General features: G+C 62.2%; 16 protein-coding genes. 10 read left to right on the top strand and 6 right to left on the bottom strand.

Annotated features, from left to right (window positions below; translation table 11 throughout):
- Window positions 1-28 precede the first annotated feature (28 nt).
- From BMX59_RS00390 to pcaC, 9 genes are all read left to right on the top strand, one after another.
- A complete protein-coding gene (locus tag BMX59_RS00390; protein ID WP_092241270.1) occupies window positions 29-886 on the top strand; it encodes a CoA transferase subunit A in 858 nt (285 codons plus the stop codon).
- Window positions 886-1,665 (top strand): CoA-transferase subunit beta, encoded by a 780-nt coding sequence (locus BMX59_RS00385; RefSeq protein WP_092241272.1) that lies wholly within the window; start codon window positions 886-888, stop codon window positions 1,663-1,665. The genes BMX59_RS00390 and BMX59_RS00385 overlap by 1 nt, the downstream gene beginning before the upstream one ends.
- Window positions 1,662-2,864, top strand: coding sequence for a 3-oxoadipyl-CoA thiolase (pcaF, locus tag BMX59_RS00380; RefSeq protein WP_175486656.1), 1,203 nt, complete (start codon window positions 1,662-1,664; stop codon window positions 2,862-2,864). Before BMX59_RS00385 ends, pcaF begins: the two co-directional genes overlap by 4 nt.
- Window positions 2,865-2,881: 17 nt before the next feature.
- The gene (gene pcaH, locus BMX59_RS00375) at window positions 2,882-3,586 is read left to right on the top strand and encodes a protocatechuate 3,4-dioxygenase subunit beta (RefSeq protein ID WP_092241276.1); all 705 of its coding nucleotides are present in this window, start codon (window positions 2,882-2,884) and stop codon (window positions 3,584-3,586) included.
- A 1-nt stretch (window position 3,587) separates the two neighbouring features.
- A complete protein-coding gene (gene pcaG, locus BMX59_RS00370) occupies window positions 3,588-4,154 on the top strand; it encodes a protocatechuate 3,4-dioxygenase subunit alpha (protein WP_092241279.1) in 567 nt (188 codons plus the stop codon).
- A 187-nt stretch (window positions 4,155-4,341) separates the two neighbouring features.
- Window positions 4,342-5,637, top strand: a complete 1,296-nt coding sequence (locus tag BMX59_RS00365; RefSeq protein ID WP_092241281.1) for an MFS family transporter — start codon at window positions 4,342-4,344, stop codon at window positions 5,635-5,637.
- Between the two features lie 10 nt (window positions 5,638-5,647).
- On the top strand, window positions 5,648-7,003 hold the full coding sequence (locus BMX59_RS00360) for a 3-carboxy-cis,cis-muconate cycloisomerase (protein WP_093119253.1): 1,356 nt from the start codon (window positions 5,648-5,650) through the stop codon (window positions 7,001-7,003).
- 10 nt (window positions 7,004-7,013) lie between these two features.
- Entirely contained in the window at window positions 7,014-7,805 is a 792-nt protein-coding gene (pcaD, locus tag BMX59_RS00355; RefSeq protein WP_093119251.1) for a 3-oxoadipate enol-lactonase, read from the top strand.
- A 10-nt stretch (window positions 7,806-7,815) separates the two neighbouring features.
- Window positions 7,816-8,208, top strand: a complete 393-nt coding sequence (gene pcaC / locus BMX59_RS00350) for a 4-carboxymuconolactone decarboxylase (RefSeq protein WP_028619276.1) — start codon at window positions 7,816-7,818, stop codon at window positions 8,206-8,208.
- Window positions 8,209-8,211: 3 nt separating this feature from the next.
- Here pcaC and BMX59_RS00345 read toward each other — a convergent pair whose 3' ends face one another.
- From BMX59_RS00345 to BMX59_RS00320, 6 genes are all read right to left on the bottom strand, one after another.
- Window positions 8,212-9,111, bottom strand: a complete 900-nt coding sequence (locus BMX59_RS00345) for a polysaccharide deacetylase family protein (RefSeq protein WP_093119249.1) — start codon at window positions 9,109-9,111, stop codon at window positions 8,212-8,214.
- Between the two features lie 118 nt (window positions 9,112-9,229).
- Window positions 9,230-10,684, bottom strand: a complete 1,455-nt coding sequence (locus BMX59_RS00340) for a M91 family zinc metallopeptidase (protein WP_093119248.1) — start codon at window positions 10,682-10,684, stop codon at window positions 9,230-9,232.
- Between the two features lie 91 nt (window positions 10,685-10,775).
- The gene (locus BMX59_RS00335) at window positions 10,776-12,026 is read right to left on the bottom strand and encodes an OprD family porin (RefSeq protein ID WP_092241291.1); all 1,251 of its coding nucleotides are present in this window, start codon (window positions 12,024-12,026) and stop codon (window positions 10,776-10,778) included.
- A 173-nt stretch (window positions 12,027-12,199) separates the two neighbouring features.
- Window positions 12,200-13,657: an AdeC/AdeK/OprM family multidrug efflux complex outer membrane factor gene (gene adeC / locus BMX59_RS00330; RefSeq protein WP_092241293.1), complete on the bottom strand. Its 1,458-nt coding sequence runs from the start codon at window positions 13,655-13,657 to the stop codon at window positions 12,200-12,202.
- On the bottom strand, window positions 13,654-16,815 hold the full coding sequence (locus tag BMX59_RS00325) for an efflux RND transporter permease subunit (RefSeq protein ID WP_071488877.1): 3,162 nt from the start codon (window positions 16,813-16,815) through the stop codon (window positions 13,654-13,656). The genes adeC and BMX59_RS00325 overlap by 4 nt, the downstream gene beginning before the upstream one ends.
- A 3-nt stretch (window positions 16,816-16,818) precedes the next feature.
- Window positions 16,819-17,967, bottom strand: coding sequence for an efflux RND transporter periplasmic adaptor subunit (locus BMX59_RS00320; RefSeq protein WP_058425202.1), 1,149 nt, complete (start codon window positions 17,965-17,967; stop codon window positions 16,819-16,821).
- A 265-nt stretch (window positions 17,968-18,232) separates the two neighbouring features.
- Between BMX59_RS00320 and BMX59_RS00315 the strand changes: the two genes are divergently transcribed.
- Window positions 18,233-18,865 (top strand): TetR family transcriptional regulator, encoded by a 633-nt coding sequence (locus tag BMX59_RS00315; RefSeq protein WP_071488878.1) that lies wholly within the window; start codon window positions 18,233-18,235, stop codon window positions 18,863-18,865.
- The last annotated feature ends 62 nt before the right edge of the window (window positions 18,866-18,927 follow it).

Raw genomic sequence — 18,927 nt, 5'->3', positions numbered from 1 at the left:
TTCGATCCACACCGGGAGCCCGAACCCCATGGCTGAAATCCTCGCGCTGCGTGACGCGGTGAAGCAATTTGTGAACGACGGCGACACCGTCGCCCTCGAAGGCTTCACCCATCTGATCCCTACGGCAGCGGGTCATGAAATCATTCGTCAGGGCAAGAAAGACCTGACGCTGGTGCGTATGACGCCTGACCTGATCTACGACCAGTTGATCGGTGCCGGCTGTGCCCGCAAGTTGATTTTCTCCTGGGGCGGCAACCCCGGCGTGGGTTCCCTGCATCGCTTGCGCGACGCGGTCGAGAAGCAATGGCCGCAACCGCTGGAAATCGAAGAACACAGCCACGCCGACCTGGCCAATGCCTACGTCGCCGGTGCGTCGGGCCTGCCATTCGCGGTGTTGCGTGCCTACGCTGGTTCCGACCTGCCCAAGGTCAACCCGCTGATCAAGACCGTGACCTGCCCATTCACCGGCGAAGTGCTGGCGGCGGTGCCGTCGGTGCGACCGGACGTCACCGTGATCCACGCGCAAAAAGCCGACCGCAAGGGCAATGTGTTGCTGTGGGGCATCCTCGGTGTGCAGAAGGAAGCGGCCCTGGCGGCCAAGCGCTGCATCGTCACCGTCGAAGAAATCGTCGATGACTTGAATGCACCGATGAACAGCTGCGTCTTGCCGACCTGGGCCCTGACGGCGGTGTGCCATGTACCTGGTGGCGCGCACCCGTCCTACGCGCATGGTTACAACGAGCGCGATAACCGCTTCTACCAGGCGTGGGACCCGATCGCCCGCGACCGCGGGACCTTTACCGCCTGGATCAACGAATACATCCACGGCACCGCCGACTTCACCGAATTCCAGGCCAGGCTGGCCACCGCGCAGGAGGCCAAGTAATGGCTTACTCGACCAATGAAATGATGACCGTTGCCGCCGCGCGCCGCCTCAAGAACGGCTCCGTGTGCTTCGTTGGCATCGGCTTGCCGTCCAAGGCGGCCAACCTGGCGCGCCTGACGTCGTCGCCAGATGTGGTGCTGATCTACGAGTCCGGCCCGATTGGCGCCAAGCCATCGGTACTGCCACTGTCCATCGGTGATGGCGAACTGGCGGAAACCGCCGACACCGTGGTGCCGACCGGCGAGATCTTCCGCTACTGGCTGCAGGGCGGGCGCATCGACGTGGGCTTCCTCGGCGCCGCCCAGGTCGACCGCTTCGGCAACATCAACACCACCGTGGTGGGTGACTACCACCAGCCCAAAGTGCGCCTGCCGGGTGCCGGTGGCGCGCCGGAGATCGCCGGTTCGGCCAAGAGCGTGCTGATCATCCTCAAGCAGTCGGCGCGTTCGTTTGTCGACCAGCTGGACTTCATCACCTCGGTCGGCCACGGCGAAGGCGGCGACTCGCGCAAGCGCCTGGGCCTGCCGGGCGCAGGGCCTGTAGGGATCATTACCGACCTGTGCATCATGGAGCCGGAAGCCGGTACAAATGAGTTCGTAGTCACCGCGCTGCATCCGGGCGTGACCCGCGAGCAAGTGGTGGCCGCCACCGGTTGGGCGATTCGGTTTGCCGAGCAGGTCGACACCACCGCCGAACCCACTGATGTAGAGCTGACCGCCCTGCGTGACCTTGAAGCACGCACCGCGGCCGCCCATGGCCAAGCACCGGGAGAAGCCTGATGCGCGATGTATTTATCTGTGACGCCATTCGTACCCCCATCGGCCGTTTTGGCGGTGGCCTGTCCACCGTGCGGGCTGATGACCTGGCGGCGCTGCCGATCAAGGCCTTGATCGAGCGCAACCCGTCGGTGGATTGGACGGCAGTCGATGAGGTCTTCCTCGGCTGCGCCAACCAGGCCGGTGAAGACAACCGCAACGTGGCGCGCATGGCGCTGTTGCTGGCGGGCTTGCCGGAAAGCATTCCGGGCGTGACCCTCAACCGTTTGTGCGCCTCGGGGATGGACGCGATTGGCACCGCTTTCCGTGCAATTGCCAGCGGCGAAATGGAGCTGGCGATTGCCGGCGGCGTCGAGTCGATGTCCCGCGCGCCGTTCGTGATGGGCAAGGCCGACGCGGCGTTCTCGCGCAACATGAAGCTGGAAGACACCACCATCGGCTGGCGTTTTATCAACCCGTTGATGAAAGAGCAGTACGGCGTGGATGCGATGCCACAGACCGCCGATAACGTCGCCGACGATTACAAGGTGTCCCGTGCCGACCAGGACGCCTTTGCCCTGCGCAGCCAGCAACGCACTGCCGCCGCGCAAGCCGCCGGTTTCTTCGCCGAAGAAATCGTGCCGGTGCGGGTCGCCCATAAAAAAGGCGAAACCGTGGTAGAGCAGGACGAGCATCCACGGGACACCACCCTGGAAGCCCTGGCCAAACTCAAGCCAGTCAATGGCCCCGACAAGACCGTTACCGCCGGCAATGCATCGGGTGTGAATGACGGTGCGGCGGCGCTGATCCTGGCTTCCGCCGAAGCGGTCAAGAAACATGGCCTGACCGCTCGCGCTCGCGTATTGGGCATGGCCAGCGCTGGTGTCGCGCCACGGGTGATGGGCATCGGCCCGGTGCCGGCCGTGCGCAAACTGGTCGAGCGCCTTGGCTTGGCCGTCACCGACTTTGACGTGATCGAACTCAACGAGGCCTTCGCCAGCCAAGGCCTGGCCGTCTTGCGTGAGCTGGGCATTGCCGACAACGCACCCCAGGTCAACCCGAACGGCGGCGCCATTGCCCTTGGCCATCCGCTGGGCATGAGCGGCGCGCGGCTGGTGCTGACGGCGCTGCATCAGCTTGAAAAAACCGGCGGCCGCAAAGGCCTGGCGACCATGTGCGTGGGCGTCGGCCAAGGCCTGGCCCTGGCGATTGAACGCATCTAACAAGAGAGGATTGCTCCATGAGTGACAAGCCCGGATACCGGCGCCCGCAAGCGGGCACTCAACCGGATTACCTGCACCCGGCCTACCAGTCGACGAACCTGCGTTCGCCGTCGCAGCCCTTGGTGTTCCTGCCCCATTCCTTGTCGGAAATCACCGGCCCGACCATCGGCGCCGAGCGGGTCAACCCGAAGGACAATGACCTCACCGCCCAGCATGAAGGCGAGCCCCAAGGCGAACGCATCATCATTCACGGCCGCGTGCTCGACGAAAACGGCCTGCCGGTGCCGGGCATCCTCGTGGAAATCTGGCAGGCCAACGCCGCCGGCCGCTACAACCATAAGCGCGACCTGCACGACGCACCGCTGGACCCGAACTTCACCGGCACCGGCCGCACGGTCACCGACGCCGACGGCTGGTACCAGTTCCAGACCATCAAGCCCGGCGCGTATCCCTGGGGCAACCACCACAACGCGTGGCGCCCGGCGCATGTCCACTTTTCGCTGTTCGGCCCGAGCGTGCTGACGCGCCTGGTCACGCAGATGTATTTCCCTGGAGACCCGCTGCTGGAATACGACCCGATCTACAACTGCGTGCCGGACACCTCGGCCAAGGAACGCTTGATCGCCCGTTTCGACCTGGAAAAAACCATTCCTTCCTATGCCCTCGGCTACCGCTGGGACATCGTCCTGCGCGGCCGCGACGCCACGCCGATGGAGAAATGAGATGACACTCAATGCGACCACGTCCCACACCGTCGGGCCGTATTACCACATCGGCCTGACCTGGCTGAACCGCGAAGACCTCACCGTGGCTGCCACCCTTGGCGAGCGCGTGGCGATCAGCGGGCAGGTGGTGGATGGCAATGGTGATGTCGTCAACGACGCCATGCTCGAAGTCTGGCAGGCCAATGCCGCTGGCAAGTACGATCACCCGGAGGATGAGCAGGACAAGGCACTGGACCCGAACTTCGAAGGGTTCGGCCGGGTACCGGTGGATGCCGAAGGGCGGTTCCGCTTTACCACCATCAAGCCGGGCGCCGTACCGGGACTGAAGGGCACCACCCAGGCGCCGCACCTGGTGGTGCTGGTGTTTGCCCGTGGGTTGGTGAAGCACTTGCTCACGCGGATTTATTTCGAGGGCGAGGCGCTGAATGGGCAGGACCCGTTGCTGGCGTGTGTGCCCTCGGAGCGTCGTGGCACCTTGATCGCCCGGCAGGATGCGGCGGGGGTGTATCAGTGGAATGTGATTTTGCAGGGGACGGATAAGGAAACGGTGTTCTTCGATTATTGAGTGGTTTTTCCGGGCCCCATCGGGGGCAAGCCCCTCCCACCTGTTGACCGCACCGCCTTTCAAATGTGGGAGGGGGCTTGCCCCCGATGGGGCCGGTTCAGGCACCACCTACCCAAAAGTCTTCTTGCGGAACATGGTTGTTGCAAAGTATGTCTAGGCTATAACCGTTCCCACTGAGTGAAACCACATGACAACAACAACGAGTCACTACACCGGAGAAGAACGCAGCAAACGGATTTTTGCGATTGTCGGGGCATCCTCCGGCAACCTCGTCGAATGGTTCGACTTCTACGTCTACGCCTTCTGTGCCATTTACTTTGCCCCGGCGTTTTTCCCGTCGGACAACCCTACCGTCCAGTTGGTCAATACGGCGGGGGTATTCGCCGCCGGTTTCCTGATGCGCCCCATCGGCGGCTGGCTGTTTGGCCGGGTGGCTGACAAGCATGGCCGTAAGAACTCAATGATGATTTCGGTGCTGATGATGTGCGCCGGCTCCCTGGTCATCGCCTTTTTGCCGACCTACAACGACATCGGCGTCTGGGCGCCGATCCTGCTGCTGATTGCGCGACTGTTCCAAGGCTTGTCCGTGGGTGGCGAGTACGGCACTACCGCGACTTACATGAGTGAGGTGGCTCTCAAGGGCCAGCGCGGGTTCTTTGCGTCCTTCCAGTACGTGACCCTCATCGGCGGCCAGTTGCTGGCGGTGCTGGTGGTGGTGATCCTGCAGCAGTTTCTTACCGAAGAAGAACTGCGCGCCTGGGGCTGGCGGATTCCATTCGTGATCGGCGCCATTGCGGCGGTGATCTCCCTGTTGCTGCGGCGCACGTTGAAAGAAACCACCAGCAAGGAAACCCGCGAAGACAAGGACGCCGGCAGCATTGCCGCGCTGTTTCGCGATCACAAGGCCGCGTTCATCACGGTGCTGGGTTACACCGCCGGCGGCTCGCTGATTTTCTATACCTTCACCACCTACATGCAGAAGTACCTGGTGAACACGGTGGGCATGCACGCCAAGACGTCCAGCTACATCATGACCGGTGCGTTGTTCCTCTACATGTGCATGCAGCCGGTGTTCGGCATGTTGGCGGACAAGATCGGCCGGCGTAACTCGATGTTGTGGTTTGCGGGCCTCGGCACGCTGTTCACCGTGCCCATCCTGCTCACCCTGAAAACCGTCAGCAGCCCTTTCCTGGCCTTTGTGCTGATTACCCTGGCTTTGGCAATTGTCAGCTTCTACACCTCCATCAGTGGCCTGGTCAAAGCGGAGATGTTCCCGCCTCAGGTGCGCGCCTTGGGCGTGGGCCTGGCCTATGCGGTGGCCAATGCGATTTTCGGCGGCTCGGCGGAATTCGTCGCCCTGAGTCTGAAATCCATCGGCATGGAGAACAGTTTCTATTGGTATGTGACGGCGATGATGGCCATCGCTTTCCTGTTCAGCCTGCGTCTGCCGAAACAGGCGGCGTACCTGCACCACGATCTATAAGGGACGCGTTATGACACTGCGCACGAGCAATCAATTGTTCGACGCTTACTTCACGGCGGACAGCATGGCCGAGGTGTTCTGCGACAGCGGACGCCTGCAGGGCATGCTGGATTTCGAAGCCGGATTGGCCCGGGCCCAGGCCCGGGTCGGGTTGATTCCCCAGGCCGCTGTCGCACCGATTGCCCAGGCCTGCCTGGCGTCGCTGTACGACGTGGATGCCCTCGGCGTGGCGATTGCCACGGCGGGGAATTCGGCGATCCCGTTGGTGAAGGCGCTGGGCAAGCTGATTGCCAGTGAAGACGCCGGGGCCGAACGTTATGTGCATTTGGGCGCGACCAGCCAGGACGTGATGGACACTGGCCTGGTGTTGCAACTGCGCCGGGCGCTGGCGTTGATCGAAAGCGACCTGGCGCGCCTGGGCGACATCCTGGCCGCCCAGGCCCAGCGTTACGCAGCCGTGCCCTTGGCCGGCCGCACCTGGTTGCAACATGCGACGCCGGTCACCCTGGGGATGAAGATCGCCGGTTGGCTGGGGGCGGTGACGCGCAGTCGGCAACGGTTGACGCAGTTGAAGCCGCGCTTGCTGGTGCTTCAGTTCGGCGGTGCCTCCGGAACCCTGGCCGCACTGGGCGAACAGGCCATGCCGGTGGCTGAAGCTTTGGCAGACGAGCTGCAACTGACCTTGCCCGAACAACCCTGGCACACTCAGCGGGATCGGCTGGTAGAGTTCGCCGCCGTGCTTGGCCTGATCGCCGGCAGCCTGGGCAAACTGGGCCGCGATATCAGCCTGTTGATGCAGACCGAAGCGGCGGAGGTGTTCGAGCCGTCGGCACCGGGCAAGGGTGGCTCGTCCACCATGCCGCACAAGCGCAACCCGGTGGGCGCGGCCGTGCTGATCGGCGCCGCCACCCGCGTGCCGGGCCTGGTATCGACGATGTTCAGCGCCATGCCCCAGGAGCACGAACGCAGCCTGGGCCTGTGGCATGCCGAATGGGAAACCCTGCCCGAGATTTGCCGCCTGGTTTCCGGCGCGCTGCAACAGGCGCTGCTGGTGAGCGAAGGGTTGGAAGTCGACCCCGAGCGCATGGGCAAAAACCTCGACCTGACCCAAGGCCTGGTGCTGGCCGAAGCCGTCAGCAGCGTGCTCGCCCAACGCCTGGGCCGGGAAACGGCGCACCACTTGCTGGAACACTGCTGCAAGCGTGCCGTTACCGAGCAACGGCAGTTGCGTGCGGTACTGGCGGATGAGCCGCAAGTCACCGCCGAGCTGTCGGCGGCCGAACTGGACCGCCTGCTCGACCCGGCCCACTACCTGGGCCAGGCCTGCACCTGGGTCGCCCGCGCCGTAGCCGAACACTTTGCTTGAGGAGACCACCGTGGCATTTGTACAACTCGCCGAAGGCGACCTGCATTACCAACTGGACGGGCCTGTGGATGCGCCTGTGCTGGTGTTGTCCAACTCACTGGGCACCGACCTGCATATGTGGGACATCCAGATCGCGGCATTCACCCAGCACTTTCGCGTGCTGCGTTTCGACACCCGTGGCCATGGCAAATCCCTGGTCACCCCGGGGCCGTACAGCATCGAACAGCTCGGCCGCGACGTGATCGCGCTGCTGGATGCGCTGGATATCCAACGCGCGCATTTCTGCGGTTTGTCCATGGGCGGCCTGATCGGCCAATGGCTGGGGATCAACGCGGGCAAGCGCCTGAACCGTCTGGTGGTGTGCAACACCGCCGCCAGGATCGGCACGCCCGAGGTGTGGAACCCTCGCATCGAGATGGTGTTGCGTGACGGCGCAGCGGCGATGGTGGCGCTGCGCGATGCGTCCATCGCACGCTGGTTCACGGCTGATTTCGCAGCCGCCAACCCGCACCAGGCCAAGCAGATTACCGACATGCTCGCGGCGACCTCGCCTGAAGGTTACGCCGCCAATTGCGCGGCGGTGCGCGATGCGGATTTTCGTGAGCAACTGGCCTTGATCAAGGTGCCGACGTTAGTGATTGCCGGCACCGACGATGCGGTCACCCCACCGGCTGGCGGTCACTTTATCCAGAACCATGTGCGGGGCGCCGAGTACGCCGAGTTCTATGCGGCGCACCTGTCCAATGTGCAGGCGGGCGCTGCGTTCAGCGACTGCGTAATCGAATTCCTGCTGGCCCGCTGAGGAGCTGTTTGTGGACGAGAAACAACGTTACGCCGAAGGCCTGCAAGTGCGCCGCGAAGTGCTGGGCGATGCCCATGTCGACCGCAGCCTCAATGCCCTGACCGAGTTCAACAGCGAGTTCCAGGAAATGATCACCCGCCACGCCTGGGGTGATATCTGGACCCGCCCCGGCCTGCCACGGCATACCCGCAGCCTGATCACCATCGCGATGCTGATCGGCATGAACCGCAGTGAAGAACTCAAGCTGCACCTGCGTGCCGCCGCCAGCAATGGCGTGACCCGCGCCGAGATCAAGGAAGTGCTGATGCAGAGCGCGATCTACTGCGGGATTCCGGCGGCGAACGCCACTTTTCATCTGGCCGAGTCGGTGTGGGATGAGTTGGGGGTTGAGTCGCGGGAATAGGGGTCAGTGGGAATCGGCATCCCACACCCAATTCCACACGCCCGGCAGACGCACCGGTTCATTCACGTCCTTCACCGTGCGTGCCAGCGCCGCACGTTGCAGGGCGGCCGTGTCGGTGTAGAACGGTTCAGCGGCGGTCTTCATACCGGTGATCCGTGCACTGTCCAGCAGGATCTGCAAGTACTCCTGCATATGCCGCGCGGTGTAGCGGTTGATGTCGTGGAAGGTCACTACCACAGGGATCACGCCATCCACCGTCGGCAACTCGCCCAACGCAATGTGTTCGCGCACCACCGACAGTTGCCGATACAAATTGGCCCGGCGCCGTGGGCTGCCGTTGAAGCCCCAGATCTTGCCGTCATTGGCACTCAAATCCGTGAGCAGCACCTGCATGCCGTGACGCTGGTAGGCGGCGAAGGTGCGGCGGTCGTAATTCCAGAACGGCGGGCGGACCAGCACCGGCGGGTTGCCGGTGATCGACGCAATGTCAGCGGCACCTTGGGTAAGGGTGCGTTCCAGTTCGGCGTCGTTCAGCCAGCGATGGTTGGTATGAAACGCCGTAGCGGTGTGGAAGGCGAGGATGTGACCCGCCGCATACTCGCGCTGCATGGTCTTGCGGCCTCGTGAGCTGCCCCCGGAGCGTGAGGCTTCGGTTTGCAGGAAGAACACCGCCTTGATCCCCGGCAGTACCGGGTTTTGTGCCAGGTCAGCCACCACTGAGCGGCTCGGGTTGTTGTAGCCCGATGCGCTGGGGCCGTCATCGAAGGTCAGCAGAAAACGGATCGGCGCCTGGCCTTGCAGGCGTTGCTCGGTCTGGGGTGTCAGGGCGACAGGTGCGCCAATACAGCCGCTGAGGCTCAGGGCCAGGGCAAGCATGGCGGATGCGATGGCGAAGGGTTTCATGATGGGCGCGGGCTCGAATAGGAGGCCACTGCTGGGTGGATCAGCAGCGGCAGGCGCGCACGATACAGCAAGATGGCGGGTGTTGAGTTACCGTCTGACCAACGAGCGGTGTTCAGGCTCAGTCGAAATAGTGGGTACGCAGCGGCTTGCCCATTTCTTCGTTCAAGGCATTTTCAGTGAAGGGCTTGGGGTTGGGGGGATACTCTGGGGTGGTCGGCAGCCCCACGGCTTGACGTTCGCTGTTGGAGACATCAACTGACTCCCCGTTGACCACCTCTACGGTCGAGCCCGTCAACGCGGTGCCGTTTCCGGCGTTATAGGCGTGGACCATTTCGTGATAGAGAACGGTGATAGGTGAGTATGTCCTGCGGGACAGTACTTCCAAGGCTGAGCGGTTATAGACGATTTCAGCCCGGTCCGCCCGCGACCCCGGTATGCCGTCCACCATGAAACCCCACTTGGGATCGTCGCCGACCACCGGCGGGCGTTCGTTTTGCAACAAGGTTTTAAGTTCCTGGCTGCCATAGGTGTAGCCGCTTCCCGTGTCGAACTGGTCCTCCACCACGGTCACCGGTGCGCCGTTGCGCCTGGCTATCGCGTTCATTTCGGCAAGCATCTGTTTGCCCTGGGGGGAGCAGCGCAGCAAGGCCAGATCGTCTTCGACCCGTTGGATAAAGTCGGCCGAGCCTTTTATGACAAGCCCTTCAAGCGGCGCGTGGTCAGGTGTGACGGTGGTTAATATCGAGTCGTTGAGGTGCCGGATCGTATCGCCGGATTGAGCGTAGATCAGGTCGCCGGGGTGATTGGCAACCACTGCGTCGCGACCGCTGCCGGTATAGAACGTACTACGGTCGTGGCCGATCAAGCGGTCATTATCGGCGCCGCCATGCAGCACCGTATGGCCGTTGCCGGCATACAGGCGGTCATTGCCATTGCCGCCGTCCAGGTAGCTGGTTTTGCTTTTTGGCCCGGTACCAGCGTAAAGGCGGTCATTGCCGTTGTTGCCATAGATCACGTTGTCGCCGCTGCCGCCAAAGATCATGTCATCGCCGTCGTTGCCTTCGGCGTAGCCAAGGCCGCTGCCGAGGTGAAGTACGTCGTTGCCAGGACCGCCGAACAGGCGGGTGTAGCCACTGCCGGCGCGCACCCGATCATTGCCGTCCCCGGCATCCACCGTGATGGGTTGGGTCACGTTGGCGTCAATGCGGATGTTGTCGTTACCGCCGTGGGTCTTGAGGTGAAAGGTCAGTGGCTCGCCGTTTTTATCGTGGCTGTCAAAGCGATACAGCCGGCCATTGACCTTCACGTCCAACTGGCCTGGCAGGGTCTGGCTGATGTGGACTTGGTCCGCGTTGTCACCGGTTTCAAGGATCAGGCTGTTGCTGATGCTTTCGCCATGGTCGTGCTCCCAGACTGATTGCCCGCAGGCCTTCAAATTGCCGTCATCCAGAAAGGGATGCCGATGAGCTTGAGCCGGGCTGTCGGACGTGAACGTCAGTTGAGGCGGTGGGTCGGGTGTGTAGTGGCTGTTGCTGAAGATCTGGGGGCATGCAATGCGATTTGAAGCGTCCATGTGTAATCCCTATGAGAGAGCCAGCGCTGGCCCTGTCTCATGAAGTTGCCCGGACGCTTCAGATCGTTCCCAGGATAAATGTTATGAGGCTTTACAGCAGGCTGATCGGGTAACTGACGATCAATCGGTTCTCATCGAACTCGTTGTTACTGTAGTCGCGGCGCATGCTGGAATTGCGCCAGCGCACGGTCAGGTTCTTCAGGCTGCCGCTCTGCACGGTGTAGCCCAATTCGCTTTCGCGGCCCCATTCCTTGCCATCGGTGATGGTGCCGGTGTGCACGTTGCTGCCGCTGAGATAGCGGTTCATCAGGGTCAGGCCGGGCACGCCGAGGGCGGCGAAGTTATAGTCGTGGCGCACCTGCCAGGATTTCTCCTGGGCATTGTCGTAGCTGCTGTTGTAACTGTCGTTGGCCAGGGTGCCGCCGCTGGTGCCATTGACCCGCATCCAGGCGCTGTTGCCGGTGAGCTTTTGCAGGCCGACGTAGAAGGTGTTGCCGCCGTATCTGGCGGAGAACAGGCCGGACCAGGTCTTGTTGTCCAGCTCGCCGGCGCGGGCGCTGCCATCGTCCTTGCCATAGAAGAAGCCGAGGTTGGCGCCCAGGGTCCAGTCGCCCAACGGCTGGCTGTGGGTCAGGTTGACGAACTGCTGGCTGTAGATGTCCTTGAGCTGGGCATTCCACAGGCCGATCTGGGTGCGTTTGTCGTTGAACAGGTATTCGCCGCCCTGGAAGTTGAAGCGGTCCGATGTGAATGCGGTTTTACCGAACATCGACAGGTCGCTCATGCTGCTGTCGTCACGCGGGCTGTTGGCGCGGAACTGGCCACCGTAGAGCGTCAGGCCGTCGATCTCCTTTGAGGTGATCTGGCCACCGCGCAGGGTTTGCGGCAGGGAACGGCCATCGTCCGAGCGCAGGATCGGCAGCACCGGCATCCATTCGCCAACTTTCACTTCCGTCTTGGAAATACGTGCCTTGAACGCCACGCCCAGACGCCCGAATTCATCCGCCGGACGGCCGTCGTGGTCCAGCGGCAGCAGTTGGGTCCCCCCGGTGCCACGCCCGCCATCGAGCTTCAACGAGTACAGCCCCAACACATCCACGCCGAAACCCACCGTGCCCTGGGTAAAGCCGGACTTGGCGTCGAGGATGAAACTCTGCGTCCACTCCTGCGCGCCGCCCTGGGTCTTGGTGGGGTTGGTGAAATTGCGGTTGAAGAAGAAATTGCGCAGGTTGAGGTTGGCGCTGGCGTCTTCGAGAAAGCCGTGTTCCTCGGCGAGGGCGGGCAGGGAAAGACTGGCGACAGCGGTTGCCAGCAAAAGCTGGCGCGGGTGGAAAGTGCTCATGGCGTAAGGACCTGTTGTTATTGGGTTTATGCAGGTGGCGGCCATGGTGCGCGGCGGCGCGGGGGCGATGAAAGTGGGGGAGAGCGGGTTGTGGGCGATGATCGAACGCAAGTTGTCCGGTGCAGAAAAGCAAAAAGCCCACCAAAAGGTGGGCTTCGTTGACGCGGGTGTTATCAGAACAACTTCAGTGGCGGTGCTTCTTCTTTCAACGGTTCGTTCTTCGCGGTCTGCTCGTTCCAGCCACCGCCGAGGGCCTTGTACAGGTTGACCTCGCTGGTGAGTTGCGCCAGGCGGTCGGTGATCAGCGATTGCTGGGCACTGAACAGTTGGCGCTGGGCATCGAGGAACGTCAGGTTGCTGTCGACACCAATGCGGTAGCGACGCTCGGCCAGGCGGTAGTAATCCTGGTTGGCCGCGACGAAGCCGCGCTGGGCGTCCAGTTGCTGCTTGTAGGTCTCACGTGCGGCAAGGCCGTCGGAGACTTCCTGGAAGCCGGTCTGGATCGCCTTCTCGTAGTTGGCCACGTTGATCTCTTTCTGGATCTTCGAGTAGTCCAGGCTGGCGCGCAGGCTACCGGCGTTGAAGATCGGGATGTTGATCTGCGGGGCGAACGACCAGGTGCCCGAACCGCCTTTGAACAGGCCGCCCAGGTTAGGGCTCGCGGTACCGGCGCTGGCGGTCAGGCTGATGCTCGGGAAGAACGCGGCACGGGCCGCACCGATGTTGGCGTTGGCGGCCTTGAGGTTGTACTCGGCTTGCATGATGTCGGGACGACGTTGCAGCAGGTCCGATGGCAAGCCGGCCGGCACTTCGCTGAGCAGGTTATCCGACAGCGGCTTGCTGACGATATTCGCCGGCAGGCCGGTGCCCAGCAGCAGGGTCAGGCTGTTTTCGTCCTGGGCCACCTGGCGGGTATAACGCGCCAGGGCAACCCGGGCGTTTTCCACCGAGGTACGCGATTGGCTCAGGTCGAGGGCCGAGGCCACGCCGACTTCGTTGCTGCGCGAGGTGAGCTTGAAGCTTTGCTCGTACGCGTCCAGGGTGTCCTGGGTCAGCTTGAGCAGTTCCTTGTCGGCCTGCCAGGTCAGGTAGGCGTTGGCCACGCTGGCCACCAGGCTGATCTGGGTACTGCGCCGTGCTTCTTCGGTGGCGAAGTACTTCTGCAGGGCTTCTTCACTCAGGCTGCGTACGCGACCGAACAGGTCCAGCTCATACGAGCTGATCCCGAGACCGGCCGAGTATTGGCTGCTGATGGTCGATTCGCCGGTCTGCGACAAGCGGGCCGGGGTACGCGAACGGCTGCCGCTGCCCGTGGCCGACACGGCTGGGAACAGGTCGGCGCGCTGGATCTGGTACTGCGCGGCATAGGCGTCGATGTTCAGGGCCGCGACACGCAGGTCACGGTTGTTCACCAGCGCGGTCTGGATCAGCTGTTGCAGGGCAGGATCATGGAAAAACTGCTTCCAGCCCTGCTCGACAGCGGCCTGGCTCGGCGCCTGGGCCGACGAATACGCCGGCCCCTGCGGGAACTGTGCGGCCACCGGCGCTTCGGGGCGCTGATAGTCAGGTATCAGCGAGCAGCCACTGAGCACGAATGCGGTGACGGCTAGGGAAAGTAGCGACTTGCTCATTGGCCAGCCTCTTTAGGGGTTTCAGTTGTGTCAGTCTTTTTACGTTCGCCAGCGGCGGATACGGTTGCGAAGAACAGCGGCACCCAGAAGATCGCCAGCACGGTGGCCGTGATCATACCGCCGATTACACCGGTACCGATGGCATGCTGGCTGCCCGAACCTGCGCCCGAGGAGATCGCCAGCGGCAATACGCCGAGGATGAACGCCATGGAGGTCATGATGATCGGGCGCAGACGCATCCGCGAGGCTTCGATGGCCGACTCGACGATGCCCTTGCCTTGTTCGTGAAGTTCTTTGGCGAACTCCACGATCAGGATGGCGTTTTTCGCCGCCAGGCCCACCGTCACCAACAGGCCCACCTGGAAGAACACGTCGTTGGACAACCCGCGCATGCTGGTGGCGATCAACGCACCTACCACACCCAGCGGCACGACCAGCACCACGGCAATCGGGATAGACCAGCTTTCGTACAGGGCCGCGAGGCACAGGAATACCACCAGCAGCGACAACGCGTACAGCGCAGGCGCCTGGGAGCCGGACAGACGTTCTTCGTACGACAGCCCGGTCCACGCGTAGCCGATACCGGCCGGCAGTTCCTTGGCGATACGTTCGACTTCGGCCATGGCGTCACCGGTACTGTAGCCCGGGGCCGGGGTACCGAGGATTTCCATTGCCGCTACACCGTTGTAGCGCGAGAGCTTGGGCGAACCGTAGATCCATTTGCCCGAGGAAATCGCCGACATCGGCACCATCTTCCCGGAGTCGCTGCGCACGTACCATTTGTCCAGGTCTTCTGGGGACATGCGACCAGCGGCTTCACCCTGCACGTACACCTTCTTCACCCGACCACGGTCGATGAAGTCGTTGACGTAGCTGCCACCCAGGGCGATCGCCAGGGTCTGGTTGATGCTCGACAGCGAAATACCCTGGGCACTGGCCTTCTCGTCGTCGACGGTGAGCTCGTACTGCGGCTCATCGTTCACGCCGTTGGGGCGCACACCCGCCAGGATCTTGCTTTGCGCGGCGGCCCCGAGGAACTGGTTGCGTGCATCCATCAGCTTCTGGTGGCCAACGCCGCCCTGGTCTTGCAGGAACACATCGAAACCGGTGGCGTTACCCAATTCCAGTACCGAAGGCGGCACGATGGCGAACACCATGGCGTCCTTGAACGCTCCGAAGAAGTAACCCTGGGCACGCTTGGCCACTTCGAATACCGAGGTGGACGCATCCCGTTCATCCCACGGCTTGAGCATCACGAACGCCAGGCCCGAACTCTGGCCACGACCGGCGAAGTTGAAGCCGTTTACGGTGAATACCGACTTCACCGCCTTGCCTTCGCCCGGCTCGCCTTCCTTGTCGTTGAGCAGGAAGGCACGCATGTCGTCGATGACTTTCTGCGTACGTTCGGCCGAAGAACCGACCGGGGTCTGCACCTGGGCGAAGATCACGCCCTGGTCTTCTTCCGGCAGGAACGCGCTCGGGATGCGGGTGAACAGCCAGATCATGCCGGCGAAGATGATCAGGTACACGAAGAATGCTGGAAACTTGTGCTTGATCATGTTGCCCACGCCGCGCTCGTAGCTCAGTACGCCACGGTCGAAGGTGCGGTTGAACCAGCCGAAGAAACCCCGCTTGGGTTGGCCGTGCTTCTCAGGGTCGATCGGCTTGAGCATGGTGGCGCACAAGGCCGGGGTGAAGATCAGGGCAACCAGTACCGACAACGCCATGGCCGAAACGATGGTGATGGAGAACTGTTTGTAGATCACACCGGTGGAGCCACCGAAGAATGCCATCGGCAACAGTACCGCCGACAGCACCAGGGCAATACCGACCAGGGCACCCTGGATCTGGCCCATGGACTTGACCGTCGCCTCCTTGGGCGACAGGTGTTCCTCGGCCATTACCCGCTCGACGTTTTCCACCACGACGATGGCATCGTCCACCAGCAGGCCGATGGCCAGGATCATGCCGAACATGGTCAGGGTGTTGATGGTGAAACCGAACGCGGCCAGGATCCCGAAGGTACCCAGCAATACCACCGGTACGGTCATGGTGGTGATGATGGTGGCGCGGAAGTTCTGCAGGAACAGGAACATCACCAGGAACACCAGCACGATCGCTTCGACCAGGGTGTGGACTACACCAGAGATCGATTCGGTCACCACCGGCGTGGTGTCATACGGCACCACTGCCTTCATGCCTGGCGGGAAGAACGGTTCCAGGGACGCCACGGTGGCACGGATGGCCTTGGCGGTGTCCAGGGCGTTGGCGCCCGAGGCGAGCTTGATCGCCATACCCGACGCCGGCTTGCCGTTGAACTGTGCGCTGATGCTGTAGTTCTGGCCACCCAGTTCGATCCGTGCGATGTCACGCAGGCGAACCTGGGAACCGTCGGTATTGACCTTCATCAGGATCTTGCCGAACTCTTCAGCGGTCTGCAGGCGGGTCTTGCCGATGATGGTTGCGTTCAGCTGGGTACCGGGCAGGGCAGGCAGGCCGCCCAATTGGCCGGTGGCCACCTGGACGTTCTGCGCCGCGATGGCGGTGCTGACGTCGACCGGGGTCAACTGGTAGTTGTTCAACTTGGCTGGGTCGAGCCAGATACGCATGGCGTACTGCGAACCGAACACCTGGAAGTCACCTACACCTGCCGTCCGCGAGATCGGGTCCTGGATGTTGGACACGATGTAGTTGGACAGGTCGTCCTTGGTCATGCTGCCGTCTTCCGACACCAGACCGATCACCATCAGGAAGTTCTTCACCGACTTGGTCACGCGGATACCCTGCTGCTGCACTTCTTGCGGCAGCAGCGGGGTCGCCAGGTTCAGCTTGTTTTGCACCTGGACCTGGGCGATGTCCGGGTTGGTACCCTGGTTGAACGTCGCGGTGATGGTCATGCTGCCGTCGGAGTTACTGTCCGAGGCGACATAACGCAGGTTGTCGATACCGTTGAGCTGTTGCTCGATCACCTGCACCACGGTGTCCTGCACGGTTTGTGCGGACGCGCCTGGGTAGGTCACTTGGATGTCGATGGCGGTTGGCGCGATGGCCGGGTATTGGTTGATGGGCAACTTCAGGATCGACAATGCCCCGACCAGCATGATCACCAGGGCAATTACCCAGGCGAAAATGGGACGGTCGATAAAAAATTTCGACATGGGTTACTCCCCCTGGCCAGCAGCGGCGGCAGGAGCGGGAGCAGAACCGGCAGGCTTGGCGTTGTCGGCGTCCTTGACCTTGACTTCGATGCCCGGCTTGATGAATTGCAGGCCTTCGGTGATCACGCGGTCACCGGCGTCCAGGCCTTTTTCCACCAGCCAGTAGGCGCCGGCAGTGCGGTTGGCCACCAGTTGACGCTGCTCGACCTTGTTGTCCTTGTTCACCACCATGGCGGTCGGGATACCTTTGATATCACGGGTCACGCCTTGTTGCGGTGCCAGGATGGCCTTGCTGTTCACGCCGGCTTGCAACTGGGCGTGCACGAACATGCCCGGCAGCAGGGTGTGGTCAGGGTTGGGGAACACGGCGCGCAGGGTCACGGAGCCGGTGGTCTGGTCGACCGATACTTCGGAGAACTCCAGCTTGCCGTCCTGGCCATAGGCAGTGCCGTCTTCCAGGGTCAGCTTGACCTTGGCCGCGTTGGCGCCGGCTTTTTCCAGCTGGCCGCTTTCCAGGTCGCGGCGCAGTTTCAGCATTTCGGCCGAAGACTGCGTGACGTCGACGTAGATCGGGTCCAGTTGCTGGATGACGGCCATGGCATCGGCCTGGCCGTTGCTGACCAGCGCGCCTTCGGTTACCGAAGAACGGCCGATACGCCCGGAGATCGGCGCGAACACTTTGGTGTAGCGCACGTTGATCTGGGCGGTTTGAACGTTGGCTTCCGCGGTCATGCGGTTGGCGACGGCGGTGTCGTATTCCTGACGGCTGACGGCCTGCTCATCGACCAACTGCTTGTAGCGGTCGGAGATGGACTTGGTCTGGGTCAGGCTGGCCTGTGCGCTTTTCAGGGTGGCGTCATACACCGACGGGTCGATCTGGTAGAGCTGTTGCCCTTCCTTCACGTCGCCACCTTCCTTGAACAGGCGCTTGAGAATGATGCCGTTGACCTGTGGGCGAACTTCCGCAATGCGGTAGGCGGTGGTGCGGCCTGGCAGCTCGGTCGTCAGGGTATAGGCTTGCGGTTGAATGGTGACCACGCCGACCTGAGGGGTTTGGGCGGGCGGAGCCGCTTCTTCCTTTTTACATCCGCTGAGCAGCGATGCCAGGGCGACGGCAGTGACCAGAGCGGTAACAGCTGGCTTAAGTTGCATGAAGATCCTCGGGTCAGGCGCGCAGGGTGCGCACAAGAAGTGTGGAAGGGTAAAAAACAAGCTGTGAGTAGATAAGTAGCTTGCTACGCAATATACTTACGTTCATGGTTGTTTGTAAACTCTTGACAGGCTTCGCGGAATGTTGACAAAGCAACGCCCAAAGCCTCGATTTTAGTACGTTCGGCGCCCATGACGGTGTCGTCCCACAATGATTCAGACGGTGGCCAACCACCACCCACCGTGTCCCGATTGAGGTTTTACTGCCATGGTTCGTCGCACCAAAGAGGAAGCTCAGGAAACGCGCAGCCAGATTCTCCAGGCCGCCGAGCAAGCCTTCTATGAACGTGGCGTGGCGCGGACCACGCTGGCGGATATCGCCGCGCTGGCCGGTGTGACGCGGGGCGCTATCTACTGGCATTTCAGCAATAAATCCGATTTGCTCCAGGCGCTGCTCGACACGCTGCATGAGCCGCTGGACGAGTTGGCCAGGGCCAGTGAAAGCGAGGATGAACTCGACCCGCTGGGCTGTATGCGCAAGTTGTTGATTCATTTGTTCCATCAAGTGGCCCTGGACCCGAAAACCCGGCGCATCAACGAGATCTTGTTCCATAAGTGCGAATTCACCGATGAAATGTGCGACATGCGTCGCCAGCGCCAGACCCACAGCCAGGAATGCAACCTGCGCATCGGCCTGACATTGCGTAACGCGGTCCATCGCGGGCAACTTCCGGAAAACCTCGACACCACCCGTGGCGCGGTGTGCATCCACGCCTACATCAACGGGCTGATCGGCCAGTGGCTGCTGGTACCCGACAGCTTCCAACTGCATCAGGAAGCCGAACGCTGGGTGGACGCCGGGCTGGACATGCTGCGCTGGAGCCCAAGCCTGCGCAATTAAGACAAAATGCGTAATTGCATCAGGTTGTGTCAACAGTAAAGCCCAAGGACCGTCAATCGTCC

The sequence above is a fragment of the Pseudomonas sp. NFR09 genome, assembly GCF_900111535.1.
Classification (GTDB): domain Bacteria; phylum Pseudomonadota; class Gammaproteobacteria; order Pseudomonadales; family Pseudomonadaceae; genus Aquipseudomonas; species Aquipseudomonas extremorientalis.
Note: the sequence above shows the minus strand (reverse complement) of the source record. Positions and strands in the feature narration are given on the sequence as shown.